The organism is Streptomyces sp. NBC_00597 (assembly GCF_041431095.1).
Lineage (GTDB): Bacteria > Actinomycetota > Actinomycetes > Streptomycetales > Streptomycetaceae > Streptomyces.
The window spans coordinates 2,348,503-2,361,586 of sequence record NZ_CP107757.1; the positions used below are offsets into that span (position 1 = coordinate 2,348,503).

A 13,084-nucleotide genomic window follows, 5' to 3' on the forward strand; every position below is an offset into this window, starting at 1 on the left:
CGACGGCCGGGCGGTGCTGGCGGCGGCTGCGCCGGGGGGACCCGGGCAGCGGCGCCGGGGTGACGACGGCGGCCGGGCACGGATCCTGAACAGGTGCTGCTGTCCGAACGCTTGACGGCCCCCGGCGGCAGGTTCACACTCGCTCCACGGCCTCCCGCCGCGTACGACGCCGCGACCGGGGCCCACCGTCCCCCCATGAGAGCTGCGGCCCGTACCCCAGTCGGCGGGGGTACGGGCCGCCTCCTGTTGCGAGGGTGCCGGGGCCGGGGTCCCGCAGCGGTCAGGTCCCGGTGGTCAGGCTGCGGCGCCGCGCCCGGGCCAGCGACATCGCGTGCTCCACGACCCCGACGAGCACGTCCTTCACGGACTCCCGGTCCCGGGCGTCGCACAGCAGCACCGGTACCCCGGGATCGAGGTCCAGCGCCTCCCGCACGGTCACCACCGGATGGCGTTCCGCCCCGTCGAAGCAGTTGACGGCGACCACGAACGGGATCCCCCGCCGCTCGAAGTAGTCGACGGCGGCGAAGCAGTCGGCGAGGCGGCGGGTGTCGGCGAGGACCACCGCTCCGAGCGAGCCCTGGGCCAGCTCGTCCCACAGGAACCAGAAACGGTCCTGTCCGGGGGTGCCGAAGAGGTACAGCACCAGGTCCTCGCGCAGCGTGATGCGACCGAAGTCCATCGCCACGGTGGTGGTGCTCTTGCCCTCCACTCCCCCGGTGTCGTCGATGCCGACGCCCGGTTCGGACAGGAGTTCCTCGGTCCGCAGCGGTCTGATCTCGCTCACCGCACTGACCAGGGTGGTCTTGCCCACCCCGAAGCCGCCCGCGACCAAGATCTTTAGGGTCAGCGGCTCGACCGGTGACACGGCGTGCATGGCACCGGTACGGCTAGAGCGCCCGAAGGCCATCGATCACCTCACGCAGAATGGATTCATCGGGCAGTTCGGCCGGCGGTACCGGCCGGGTCACATGGACCAGTTCCTCTTCGGCCAGGTCGCCGATGAGGACGCGTACGACCCCGACCGCGAGGTCGAGTTCGGCGGCGAGCTCGGCGACCGACTGCGGCCGCTCCCGGCACAGCCCGAGGATGTGGGAGTGCTCCGGGGACAGCGTCATGTCCCAGACCGGATCGTCGGCCGCCGGTTCGGCGACGACGAGCGCGATCAGGTCGAGCCTGTGCTGGCCGGCGTGGCTGGTCCGGCCGCGGGTCATGGCGTACGGGCGTACGACGGGACCCGCGTCGTCGTCGAACCAGTGCGGGTGGACGCCCGCCGGGGGCACCCCCGGGGCACCCGCGGGATGGTCCTGGCGGTTCTGGCCTGGTTCGCTCATCCCGTCCGCCTCACCCTCCGGCTGGCTGCCCGGAGCGGGGAGCGGTCGCCAGGTGGTCACCGACCCGCTTGACCATCAGGGTCATCTCGTACGCGACCTGCCCGACGTCGGAGTCGGCGTCGGACAGCACGGCCAGGCAGCTGCCGTCGCCTGCGGCCATGACGAAGAGGAAGGCCTCGTCCAGCTCGACCACGGTCTGGCGGACGCTGCCCGACTCGAAGTGCCGGCCGACGCCCTTGGCCAGGCTGTGGAAGCCGGAGGCCACGGCAGCCAGGTGCTCGCTGTCCTCGCGGGTCAGGTCCTTCGAGCTGCCGGTGGGCAGACCGTCGCCGGAGAGGACCACCGCCTTGCGGATGCTGGCGACCCGGTCGACGAGCTCGTCGAGGAGCCAGTTGAGCGGACCGGAGCCGCGGCCCCGGGTGTCGTTGCCGGTCTGCGGTGCGGTCATCGACCGTCCCCCTCGTTCTCGTATCCGGAACCCGTGGTGGCGGAAGTGCCTGCCCCGGAACCGGACTGCTGCTGTGCCTGCTGTGCCTGCTGTGCCTGCTGTTCGCGGCCCGCCGTCCAGCCGCGCTGGAGTGCGGACATGCGCGTACGTACCTCTTCCGCGTCGCGGTGGGCCACCGGGTCTGCGGCGGCTTCGGCGGGCGCTGGAGCCGGGGTCTGCTTCAACTGGGGCGCCAGGCTGGCCTGGCGGACGCGCTTGGGCAGCCCGCCGGTGCCATGGACGGCAACGGCCCCGCCGGACCCGGCGGGCGCTGCGGCGCCGCGCGCAGTGCCCGGCTCCGGCGCCGGAGCGGGCTTCGGGACCGCGGACACCGGGCGGGGCTCCACGCGGCGGCCGTGTTCGGCGACCAGCGTCGGGGTGGGCCTGCGGCGCGGCAGCGGCACGGCACCCGGGGACCGGGACCCGTCCGGGCGGGCACTGCGGACCGCGTCGGGCCGGTGGCTGTCCAGCCGCACCGGGCCGGTGGGGGCGGGCGGCTCCCGGTCCGGCCCGCCCTTGCGGTCGGTGTGGGGCCGGTCCGCGGGGCGGAGCCCCAGCAGGGCGCTGCGCGAGGTGCCGTTGGGCGGGGTCTCGTCGTCGAGGGTGGCCATGGCCGGGCGGCCGCCCACGCCGGTGAGTCCGGAGATCCCGGCGGTGACCTCGTCCAGGGCGGCCGGGTCGTCGAGGCCGAGCACGCCGAGCGGGGCCTCCAGTTCGACCGGGCCGCGCAGTTCGGGGGCGGCCAGCGGACGGGCAGCCGGTGCGCGCTCCACTGCGGCCGGGGCGTGCCTGGCGGGGCCCTGGCCGTTCCTGGCGCCCTGGCCGGCCCGGACCGCCTTGCCGTCGCCGAGGCGCAGGCCGGTGCCGCTGGTCTCGGGGGCCTCGGTGAGCAGGGCCGCCGGGAGGAACACCACGGCGGTGGTGCCGCCGTACGGGCTGGGCTGGAGGACGACCTTGACGGCGTGGCGCTGCGCGAGGCGGCTGACGACGAACAGGCCGAGTCGGTCGGTGTCGGAGAGCTCGAACTCGGGGGTCTCGGCGAGCCGGAGGTTCGCGTCGAGCAGTGCCTCCGGGTTCATGCCGAGGCCGCGGTCGTGGATTTCGAGGGTGAAGCCGTTGGCCACGCGTTCGCCGTGCACCTGGACGCCGGTGTGCGGCGGGGAGAACACGGTGGCGTTCTCCAGGAGTTCGGCGACGAGATGGGTGACGTCGGCGACGGCGGGGCCGGCTATGCCCAGGCGCGGCAGGCGGCGTACCTCGATGCGCTCGTAGTCCTCGACCTCGGCGACGGCGGCCCGCACGACGTCCATGAGCTGGACGGGCTTGCGCCACTGCCGGGAGGGGGCCGCGCCGGAGAGGATCACGAGGCCCTCCGCGTGGCGGCGCATGCGGGTGGTCATGTGGTCGAGGCGGAAGAGGTCGGCGAGCTCCTCGGCGTCCTCGGTGCGCCGCTCCATGGTGTCGAGCAGGGTCAGCTGGCGGTGCAGCAGGACCTGGTTGCGGCGGGCCAGGTTGACGAAGACCTCGGAGACGCCGCGGCGGAGCTCGGCCTGCTTGACGGCGGCTTCGACGGCGGCGCGCTGGAGGGTGTTGAGGGCCTGGCCGACCTGGCCGACCTCGTCCTTCTCGTACTCCAGGCGCGGGGCCTCGGTTTCGACGTCCACGTGTTCGCCGGCGGCGAGGCGGCGCATCACGGCGGGCAGCCGGACGCCGGACACCTCGTGGGCCTCCTTGCGGAGCCGGGACAGGTCGCGGATCAGCTCGCGGCCGATGCGCACGGACAGGACGAGGGAGACGACGAGGGCGATGAAGCCGAGGACTCCGGCGATGGCCGCCTGGACGAGGACGTCCATGGCGACGGGCTCGACGCGCTTTTGGTAGCGGTCGCCGGCGGCGGTGCCCATCGTGGCGAGGTCGTCGAGGACCTTGTTCGCGGCCTCGTCCCACTGGGCGGCGGCGATGCGCGGGTTCTTGCCGGGGCCGCCGCTGACGAACCGTTCCTCCGCGTCGCGCAGCGGCTTGGTCTCCGGGCTGCTCCAGTACTGCTCGAAGAGCTCCCGGTCGTCGGCCGGAAGGATCGCGAGGTTGAACTCGTAGAGCAGGGTGCGGTTGGCGGCGAGGTCGGAGACGCGCCGGACGTCCGCGGCGCTGACGTTGCGGGCGGCGAGGGCCGCGGCGATGACGGCGTCCTCGCGGGAGAGGGTCTCGCGGGCACGGGTGATCCCGACGAGGGCGCGGCCCTGCTTGTCCATCTCCACGTTCTCCAGCGCGTGGAGGTTCATGAGGAAGTCGTAGCAGGGGTCGACGAGCCGGCTGTAGAGCTCCAGCGCCTGGCTCGGGTCGAGGGTGTTCTGGTCGACGGAGCGGCGCAGCGCGCCGATGCCGCGGAAGGCGTCGAGGATGGAGTCGAGGCGCTGGGCGGCGGCGGAGGTGAGCTCTTCGGCGACCTCGGGGTCCTTGGCGTTCTTGCTGATCCGGTCGACGATCTCGTCGGTGGCGGCGCGGCGCTTGGCGAGTTCGGCGGTGGCGGTGGAGGCGCGGGGGTCGCCGAGGACGACGAGGGTCTGGCGGCGTTCCTTCTGGATGACGCGGACGACGTCCTCGACGGGGTAGCCGACCTTGTTGATGACGTAGGCGACGTCGAGGAGTTGGACCGCCTCGCGGCCGGTGAGCACGGTCGCGAAGCCCCAGAGGGCGGTGAGGGAGACGAGCGGCACAAGGAGCAACGCCACGATCTTCCGGCGGATGGACTTCCCGCGAAAGCGCATGGCCTCCCCAGCCTCCCCAGCTCAACCCCGCTGTCGGGGGTCGGTGTTCCGTCATTTAAACGGCGTGAGCCTACTACTGCCCGCGCGCGGCTTCGAAGGCGTGTCCGGACGTTTTCGGCCGGGCCGCTCGGCGTAGATCATGAGTTGTCCGACACATCCGGTCAAGAGCAGCCCGTTATGTGGCAGATGACACTTGGTGGGGCGTCAGTTCCCGCAACCGGATGGATGGCTGGAATTCTTCGTTCCGGGATGGGCAGGTGCTGGGGAGGAGTCGGGGATACGGGAATCTCTCGGCGGTGTCGAACGTCTATCCGTTCAAGGGGATCGGTCGGGGCGGGAGCGTGTGATGGGGATCTACGAGGACACCGGCGCGGTGGGCGCGCCGGGGCGGTCGCTGTGGGAGGAAGAGCCGGCCAGGCGGCGCAGGATGCCTGACCCGGTGCGGGACTCGGCGGTGCGGGCGGTGCTGATCGTGGCCGTCACGCTGACCGGGGCGACGGTCGCCTTCTTCCTGATGCTCACCGGTTCCTGGCTGGCCCTGCCGATGGGGCTCAGCGCGATAGCCGGGACCGTCGTGGCCACCTGGGGCGTACTGGACGTGCTGATCACCCGACAGATGTGGAACCAGCGGAACGGGGTGGTGTCGGAGCCGAGCAGCACGGCCCGGGACTTGCGGCGCGAGCGGCGCCGGGCCCGCCGGGAGGCCCGCTCCGAGCCGGGCGGCGGGACGGCCCGGATACCCCGCGGCGGCGCGGCGGCGGGCGCCCGCCCGGCCGCATGGCCGCCACCGGGAGCGGACCGCCGCTACCGGGCGAGCTCGGGCCGGAGCTAGAGCGGGCCGGCGGGTCGGGGCGTGTGCGGCCGGCCCGCCGGGGTGCTTCGGGGTCGCGGTCAGGAAGCGACGGTGGAGCGGCGGAACATGCGGGTCGCCGTGATCTCGCCGTGGATCGTCTCCCCTTCCGGGGACTGCTGGGGCAGGCCCGGGCGCAGGTGCTCCTCGACGCTGATGTACTTCAGCCCCGCGCGCAGGTCCGCGTCGTTGCGCAGCCGGATGACGAGCGGGAACTCGGCGAGGGCCGTCGTGTCGAACAGGCCGGTCGTGTAGAGCAGCTGGACACCGAGCGCGTCGGACACGGCCCGCTGGAGTTCCAGCAGGTACGTGGCGTTCGCGCGGCCGATCGGGTTGTCGAGGAACAGCGTGCCCGCGTGCCGGTGCTTGTCGCGGCCGCGGTCGTTGCTGCGCAGCGCGGCCATCGTGCAGTACAGCGCGATCGCGGCGGTCAGCAGCTGGCCGCCGGAGAAGACGTCGCCCATCTGGCCCACCGGCACGCGTTCGGCGCGCAGCACCGCATCGGGCTTGAGGATCTCGACCGCGATGCCCTTGGGCTCCAGGGCCGCCTGGACTCCGCGGAGCAGCAGGGACATGCCGTCGCGGCGGCCTTCGCCGAAGGAGGCGTTGCTGTTCTTCTTCACCGCGGCGCGGGTCGCCTCGTCGATGACCTCCCCGAGGCGCTCCGTGAGGGTGGCCTGGTCCGGCTCCTCGAAACGGATGCGCAGGAATTCCTGGCCCGACCACTCCCCCAGTCCCTCGGGGAGCTGGGAGAGCCGCTGGGCGGAGCGCAGGGTGGCCAGCGCGGACTCCACCAGTCCGCGCAGCCGGTCGACGATGCTGTCGCGGTTGCGTTCCAGCTGGGCCAGCTCGTCGGTGAGGACGCGCAGGCGGGGCGCGAAGGCCGCGGCCCAGGCCGCGGCGTGCTCGGGCAGGGCGGAGGCGGGCAGTTCGCGGATCTGCTGGCGTGCGGGGGTGCGTACCTGCTCGTACCGGTTGGCGTTCGCGTGGCGGACCAGGATGTCGCTCGCCTCGCGGACCGCCGACTCGGCGGCCGAGAGATCGGCCGCGCAGCCGCGCAGGGAGCGGCGGGCCTCGGCGGCGGACTGCCGGGCCTCCTCCAGTGTGCCCGGGTGGGCCGCCGGTTCCTGCTCGTCGTCCTGGTGTGTGTGGTCGCGCAGCAGGTCCCGCAGCATCGCCGCGGTCTCGTCGAAGCCGCCGGCGCCGTCCTCGGCGGTGCGGTGGGCGCGCAGCAGGTCGGCGTGGGCGGCCCGGGCGGTCTCCACGGCCACGGCGTGCGCGGCGAGCTGGGCGGTGGCGGTGCGCAGCAGCGCCTGGGCCTGCTCGACGTCGCCGGGGACCAGTTCCTCGGGCAGGTCCGTGTGCGCCTCTCCCTCGGCGGGGGCGTGCCGTTCGGCCTCGCCCCGGAGCCGGCCGAGCTGCTCGCTGGCGGTGGAGGCACGGGCCTCCAGCATCTGTACGAGGGACTCGGCACGGGCGGCGGCAGCCTGCCGGGACGGGCCGTCGGCGCCGTCGGTGCCTTCGAGGAGCTGGGCGGCGCGGGTGCGGACCTTGTTGGTGAGCCGGTCGAGTTCGGCGAGGGCGGCGCTCTCGTCGCTTTCGGCGCGGGCCTGTTCGGCGCGCAGGTCGGCGCCGACACCAACCTTCTCGTACAGCTGGGAGGCGGCCCGGTAGGCCTCGCGGAGGTCGGGCAGCGGCGCCTTCGCCGTGCCGTCGTCCTCGGGCAGGGCCTCGGGGGCGCCGGCGATCTCGGCGCGCTCGGCGCGCAGTGCGCGGGCAGTGCGGCGGGCATCGTCGGCGGCGCGCTGGGCGGCGCGGCGGTCCTCGTCGGCGGCGCGGGCCCGGTCCAGGCAGACCTCGGCCCGGGCCTCGGACTCGGCTGCGTCATCAGCGAGTTCGCGGACCTTGGCCTGCCAGCCGGCCCGCTCGCGCAAGCGGAAGGCGAGCCCTGCGAGGGCGTCGGCGGCGCGGCGGGCCCGCTGGGCGGAGTCCTGGCGCTCGTCGCGGACGCGGGCGGCGTCGGCGGCGGCCTCGTCGGCCTCGGCGCGTACGGTACGGGCCTCCGCGAGTTCGGCGTCGGTCTCCTCGGCGAAGCCGCGGGCGGCCTCGGCCTGCTGCGCGAGCTCGGCGAGGCGGCCGGTCGGGCAGCCGGTGCGCCAGGAGGCGAGGCGGGCGGCGAATTCGCGGTCGCCCGCGAGGCGTGCGGCCAGGTCGCGGATCTCGGTGTCGCGGGCGGTGGCGCGGGTGCGCAGCGCCTGGCGCTCCTCGTCGGCGGCCTGCTCGTCGTGCATGGCCGGGTTGGGCGAGACGATGAAGATCCCGGAGACCGCCGAATTCGCGTCGGCGGGCGGTACGGGGGCCAGCAGGGCGGCGGCCGTGCCGACGGCGACCGTGGAGCGGGGCAGCAGGGCGGCGCCGGAGAGGACCTCGCGGGCCCGGGCGTGGGTGTCGGGGTCGGTGATGACGACACCGTCGACGAGCTCGGGGCGGGCCGCGAGGACGGCTGCGTGGTCGGCCGGGTCCACGGCCTGGGCGAGGTAGCGCCAGCCGGGCAGGGCCGGGATGCCGTGTTCGCCGAGGTACTCGACGGTGGCGAGGACGTCGGGGCCGGGCGGCAGCAGTCCGCCGTCGCCGAGCGCGCCGAGGATGCGGGCGTCGTCGGCGGCGGCGGTGCGCAGCTCGAAGAGCTGGCGTTCGGCCGAGGTGACCGCGTCGGTGAGCAGGGTGCGGAGCTCGTCGGCTCCGCGGTCGAGGTCCTCGACGGTGAGCCCGCCCGTAGTGGCGGTGGCCGTGGGCCGGGGCGCGCCCGCGGTGCCCGCAGGACCGGCGGCCGTGCCGGGCACGGCGGCGTTCCCGGTGCGCGGGCGCGGCACGGCGGCGTCGGCGGCCGCGGGGAGGCCCAGCAGTTCCGCCAGGCGGGGGGAGGCGGCGAGGGAGGCGGCCGCCCGGTACTCGGCGTCGTGCGCGGCCTCGGCCGCTTCGGCGGCGTCCGCGGCGCGGGCCGCGGTGAGTTCGGCGCGGGATTCCGCGGCGGCGGCCTCGCGGGCGGCTTCGGCGGTGGTGCGGGCGGCGTCGCGGGATTCGTCCCAGGCGGCGACGGCGGTCTTCTCGGCGTCACTGGCGGCGAGGGCCGCGCGGGCCGGGTCCGCGTCGGGCGCCGAATCGTCCAGCCAGCCGGCCCGGACGGCCTCGGCGGTCTCCTGCTGGACTTCGGCGAGCCGGGCCCGCAGGTGTTCGGCCTCGCTGCGGGCCCGCTGGGCCGCAGTGGCGGCGGCGGTGGCATCGCGGTGGGCGACCTCGCCGGCCTCCTGGAGGGCGGCGGACCGCTCCTCCTCCTCGTTGGCGACCCGCTCCCCGCCCTCGGCGGCGGTGTGCAGGGCCCGGACGAGCGCGGCGGCGGCCGTGGCACGGGCGGCCAGCGCAGGGGCGGCGTCCCGCTCGGCCTCCAGGATCGCGGCGGCGACGCGGGCGGAGCGGTCGGACGCGGCGCGGTGGCGCAGCACGGTCTCGGCGGCCTGCCAGGCGGAGTGCAGGGTGCGGGCTTCGAGGAGCTCGCGGCGCTGGGCGGCGGCGGCCTTGTCGGCGACGGTCAGCGCCAGCGAGGCGTGCCGGTAGGCGAGTTCGGCGGAGACGGCGGCGCTGCGGGCCCGCGCGGACTCGGCGGAGGTGACCCCGTGTGCGGCGCCGGTGACCCGCTGCGCGAGATCGGCGGCGCGGCCGCGCTCCTCGGCGGCGCGGGCGGACAGCCGCCGGGCGAGGGTGCGCGTACGACGCTCCGCGCCGGCGTGGACGTCGCGGAGCCGGGAGCGGGTCCCGGCGGCTTCGACGATCTTGGTGAGCAGGTCGACGGAGCCGGCGGTGAAGTCCCGTTCGGCCATCAGCTCGGCGCGGCGGCCGAGCTTGTTGCCGAAGCCGTGGACCAGGTCGGCAAGACCGTCGGTGTCACGGGTGTCGGTGACGGCGCGCAGCAGCAGGTCGGTGAAGTCGGAGTCCTTCTTGACCGCGAAGAGACCGGCGGCCTCGCCCTCGTCGGCGTTCATCTCGCGCTGGTAGCGGAAGAGTTCGGGGTCGAGGCCGAGTTCGGTGAGGTGCTCGTTCCAGCGGTCGTGGATCTCCTCGAAGTACACCTCCAGGTGGGGGTACGCCTTGCCGGCCTCGGTCAGGGCGTCGCGGAAGCCCTTCATCGTGCGGCGCCGGCCCTGGGCGCCGGAGGCGCCTTCCACGGGCGGGCGGACGGCGGTCGCCTCGGCCACGGGGAGGTTGTCCAGGCTCAGGCCCGGACCGGGGCGGAAGGAGTACCAGGCCTCGGCGAACTTGCGCGGGTCGTTGGAGACCTGGCGGCCGCGCCATTCGCTGACCTTGCCGACGACGACGCACTCGCCGGTCTGCGTGTGCTGCCACTCCAGGGCCACGTGGCCGCAGTCGTCGGCGAGCAGGAACTTGCGCAGGACGCCGGAGCTGGCGCCGCCGAGGGTGTTGCGGTGGCCCGGGAGCATCACCGAGAAGATCAGCTTGAGCAGGACGGACTTGCCGCCGCCGTTCTCCAGGAAGAGCACGCCGGCGGGCGCGGGGCGGCGCGGCGGCCCCGTCGGCTCGTCCTCGAAGAACTCCGCCTGCGCGGGCGCCGGGTGGGGCACCGGTTCGCCGACTCCGCGCAGGTCGAGCACGGTGTCGGCGTAGCGCGCGCCGGCGGGCCCGATGGAGTAGAGGCGGATCCGGGACAGCTCGTACATGGCGGCGGACTCTCGTGGATTCTCGGTGGTTCTGGGTACGGAGGGCAGGTGGCTCAGGCGTGGAACGGCAGGCCGGCGTCGGCGGCGAGCTCCAGGTCGTCGCCCTCGGGCGGCGGCAGGAGCGTGGCGGAGCCGTCGCTGACGGGGACCACGCCGAGTTCCAGGAGTTCGGCCATGGCCGCGCTGCCCGCCATGTCGCGGACCTGGAGCTGGTAGCGGGGGGTGGTGCGGTACGTGCCGCCGGCGTCGTCGCCGGTGCGCTGCAGGAAGCCGGAGTCGGTGAGGAACGCGGCGGCCTTGCCGACGATGCCGGTGGTGGAGCCGGCCAGGCGGCGGGCGTCCTTGGTGGCGCCGGTCGCACTGCGCCGGGCGTAGACGCGCCAGGCGGCTTCGAGGCCGGGGGCGTCGGTGGCCGGGTCGGTGTTCTCGCCGAGCTCCTCGGCACGCTCCTCCAGGCGGCGGCAGGTCTGGCGCACGAAGGCGTCGACGCCGTTGACGGTGACGCGGCCGATGTAGCCGTCGTCGGCGAGGTCCTCGGGGCGGGGGAACGCGAGGGCTGCGACGGCGAGATGGGCGAGGCCGTGCAGGAACCGGTCGGCGGAGTCGGCGGTGGTGCGGCGGGCGTAGTCGCCCATCCGGACGGCGAACACGGAGTCCTCACCGGCGGCGACGGCCATGCCGGCGCGCGGGGACACCTCCAGCACGACGAGGCCGAGGCCGGTGGCGACGGCGTCGGCGAGGCGGCCGAACGCCGGCTCCTCGCGGTAGCGGCGCAGCAGCTCGGCGTACTCGGCGTCGCGGGCGGGGAGCAGCTTGGGCTGGAGCCCGAACGCGACGAGCCGGGCCGCGTCCGCGGCGTCGGCGGGGGTGACGGAACCGCCGGGGGCGGGCGCGGCGGAGGCCGACGGCGCGTCGGCCTCGCTCCACGCGGGGTGCCGCTCGCTCCACGCGGGGTGCTCGGCGTGGTGGTCGCTCACGGGTGGGTCTCCTCGGCGGTGCGGATGCTGCGTGCGGGGCGGTCAGGGGCGGATCGAAGGGGGGTCGTGGGGGCGGTGGTGCCGGTGCGGCCGTGCGGCCGGACCCGGCCGGCCCCCGATGCGGCGACGCGGCCGGCGCCGCCCGCCGCGTGCCGGTGCCCGGGCGCCGGCCGGCGTCCCGAGCCGGACCGGAGTCCAGGGCCGGACCGGAGTCCAGGGCCGGACCGGAGTCCGGGAGTGGACCTGTGCCCGGCGGACCGGCACTCGGGAGCGGGCCGGCGCGGGGGCTCGGCCGTGCCGGAGCTCACGCCGCCTCCGTGCGGTCCGCGGTCATCGCGGCCGCGTCCAGGAGGGCCGTGCCGACGATCAGGTCCGCGCCGCCGAACTCGGGGTCGTCGAGCCGGGTGCCGTCGTCCACCGCGAAGAGCAGCCGCTCCTCGCCCTGGCGGTACGCCGTGCCGACCGCCGGGCTCGCCGCATGGACGGCCAGCAGGGCCACCAGGTACGGCAGGTCCGGATCGCTCCGCCTGGCTTCGGCGAGCAGGCCCGACAGGCGGCGCGGGGCGTCGTGCGGCAGGTCCAGGAGCTCCATCGCGGCAGCGAGCTGCTCCTCGCTGAAGCGGCTGTCGTCCGGGGTCGCGATGAGGTCCGGTTCCGGCATCTCCGCGCCGAGGTGCTCGCGCTCCACCGGCGGTGTCAGCAGTATCTCGACGAGGTCGGCGACGCGGACGCAGACGGGCGTGCGCAGGCCCGTGCCCGCGGCGAAGAAGGCGTCCGTGACCCGGCCGGCCTGCGCGACCGGCAGCGGCAGGATCGGGGCCACGAGCTGCCCGTACAGGTCGATCCCGGAGCGCGGTGCGGGCGCTGCGAAGGCCTGGCGGTCCTGTTCGGCGCGGAACAGCGGGCCCGCGTCCAGCAGCCGCGACTGGAGCTGGGTGTGGCGGCGGATGCAGTCCTTGACGATGTCGACGAGCTCTGCGGCGCGCCGCTTGTTCTCCGGCTCCTCGGCCTCGTCCCTGGCCTTGCGGATGTTCGTGAGGATCGCGTTCTCGTGCCGGTAGCGGTCGGCGACGTGGTCGAGGGCCTCCTCGATCATGTCGGGCACGGACTGGAGCCAGTCCACGGCCCGGACGTTGCGCCGGGTCGCGTCCAGGGTGCGGCGCAGGGTCTCCGCGTACTGCACCGTGCGGTAGCGGGCCTGCTCGGCGGCGAGCTGGGCGTCCGCGAGCCGGCCGCGGCTGATGAGGACCTCCAGCTTCACCTCGGCCGCGATCTGCGCGCTCGTGACGTCCGTGTCGAGGGCGCCGACCAGCACGTTGACGGCTTCGTCCGTCGTACGGAGGTAGACCGCCCCGCCGTAGCCGGGGACCTCCTCGATCAGCTTGAAGTCGTAGTCCCGGCGGACGTACACCCCGTCCGGCCCGAACGTGCCGTAGATCGCGCGGAAACCCCGGTCGACACTGCCGACGTTGATCAGGTTTTCGAGCACCCAGCGGGCCACCCGCTCGTGCTCGGCCGCGGGGCGGTGCGGTGCCTGCGCGGCGACGCGCGGCAGCAGCCTGGCCACTATCTGCTCGTGGTCGGCGCCGGTGTCGAAGTCCATGTTGAGCGTGACCAGGTCGATCGCGGCGAGCGCGACCTCCGCCATCGCGTAGATCCCGTACTCGCCGGCGAGATTGGCCTTGCGTACGTCGAGGTCGTGCAGCGGGGCGGTGCAGGCGAGCGCGCGCAGCCGCCGGGCCAGGCCCTCGTCGGCGGCCGGGCCCGGCGCCGGGGACGGAAGGGGCTTCGCCGGGGCGGGGAGAGTCACGGACAAAGACTAGGCGCTGACACGGACAACATCCCAAACGGCATGGTTCGGCCGGATCGGTCCCGGCCCCGCCGGACGTGCCGCCGAACCCGCCGCCGCCGCGCGGGCGCTGTTCTACGCTCACCGCA

At 74.9% G+C, this 13,084-nt stretch carries 8 protein-coding genes; 1 reads left to right on the forward strand and 7 read right to left on the reverse strand.

Annotated elements, in window-relative coordinates; genetic code table 11:
* Positions 1–280: 280 nt before the first annotated feature.
* The 4 genes from OG974_RS10275 to OG974_RS10290 are packed head-to-tail and all read right to left on the reverse strand — an operon-like array spanning position 281 to position 4,586.
* Positions 281–907 carry an ATP/GTP-binding protein gene (locus tag OG974_RS10275; protein WP_327282380.1) on the reverse strand — a complete coding sequence of 209 codons (627 nt, stop codon included), beginning with the start codon at positions 905–907 and terminating at the stop codon, positions 281–283.
* Complete coding sequence (locus OG974_RS10280; RefSeq protein ID WP_327282381.1) at positions 888–1,331, reverse strand: DUF742 domain-containing protein; 444 nt, start codon at positions 1,329–1,331, stop codon at positions 888–890. Before OG974_RS10280 ends, OG974_RS10275 begins: the two co-directional genes overlap by 20 nt.
* Before the next feature lie 10 nt (positions 1,332–1,341).
* Positions 1,342–1,779: a roadblock/LC7 domain-containing protein gene (locus OG974_RS10285; RefSeq protein WP_327282382.1), complete on the reverse strand. Its 438-nt coding sequence runs from the start codon at positions 1,777–1,779 to the stop codon at positions 1,342–1,344.
* The gene (locus OG974_RS10290; protein ID WP_371646251.1) at positions 1,776–4,586 is read right to left on the reverse strand and encodes a nitrate- and nitrite sensing domain-containing protein; all 2,811 of its coding nucleotides are present in this window, start codon (positions 4,584–4,586) and stop codon (positions 1,776–1,778) included. Before OG974_RS10290 ends, OG974_RS10285 begins: the two co-directional genes overlap by 4 nt.
* A 346-nt stretch (positions 4,587–4,932) precedes the next feature.
* Between OG974_RS10290 and OG974_RS10295 the strand changes: the two genes are divergently transcribed.
* The gene (locus OG974_RS10295) at positions 4,933–5,418 is read left to right on the forward strand and encodes a hypothetical protein (protein WP_327282384.1); all 486 of its coding nucleotides are present in this window, start codon (positions 4,933–4,935) and stop codon (positions 5,416–5,418) included.
* 59 nt (positions 5,419–5,477) lie between these two features.
* Here the strand turns inward: OG974_RS10295 and OG974_RS10300 are convergent, their stop codons facing one another.
* The 3 genes from OG974_RS10300 to OG974_RS10310 all read right to left on the reverse strand — a co-directional run bounded on the left by OG974_RS10300 (position 5,478) and on the right by OG974_RS10310 (position 12,956).
* Positions 5,478–10,169, reverse strand: coding sequence for a hypothetical protein (locus tag OG974_RS10300; RefSeq protein WP_327282385.1), 4,692 nt, complete (start codon positions 10,167–10,169; stop codon positions 5,478–5,480).
* 53 nt (positions 10,170–10,222) lie between these two features.
* Complete coding sequence (locus OG974_RS10305; protein ID WP_328762092.1) at positions 10,223–11,146, reverse strand: hypothetical protein; 924 nt, start codon at positions 11,144–11,146, stop codon at positions 10,223–10,225.
* Between the two features lie 304 nt (positions 11,147–11,450).
* A complete protein-coding gene (locus tag OG974_RS10310; RefSeq protein ID WP_327282387.1) occupies positions 11,451–12,956 on the reverse strand; it encodes a hypothetical protein in 1,506 nt (501 codons plus the stop codon).
* Positions 12,957–13,084 lie beyond the last annotated feature (128 nt).

What these genes read in the sequence shown, in the direction of transcription:
- OG974_RS10275 (WP_327282380.1), bottom strand. Translation starts at nt 907, where the DNA reads ATGGCCTTCGGGCGCTCTAGCCGTACCGGTGCCATGCACGCCGTGTCA.
- OG974_RS10280 (WP_327282381.1), bottom strand. Translation starts at nt 1,331, where the DNA reads ATGAGCGAACCAGGCCAGAACCGCCAGGACCATCCCGCGGGTGCCCCG.
- OG974_RS10285 (WP_327282382.1), bottom strand. Translation starts at nt 1,779, where the DNA reads ATGACCGCACCGCAGACCGGCAACGACACCCGGGGCCGCGGCTCCGGT.
- OG974_RS10290 (WP_371646251.1), bottom strand. Translation starts at nt 4,586, where the DNA reads ATGCGCTTTCGCGGGAAGTCCATCCGCCGGAAGATCGTGGCGTTGCTC.
- OG974_RS10295 (WP_327282384.1), top strand. Translation starts at nt 4,933, where the DNA reads ATGGGGATCTACGAGGACACCGGCGCGGTGGGCGCGCCGGGGCGGTCG.
- OG974_RS10300 (WP_327282385.1), bottom strand. Translation starts at nt 10,169, where the DNA reads ATGTACGAGCTGTCCCGGATCCGCCTCTACTCCATCGGGCCCGCCGGC.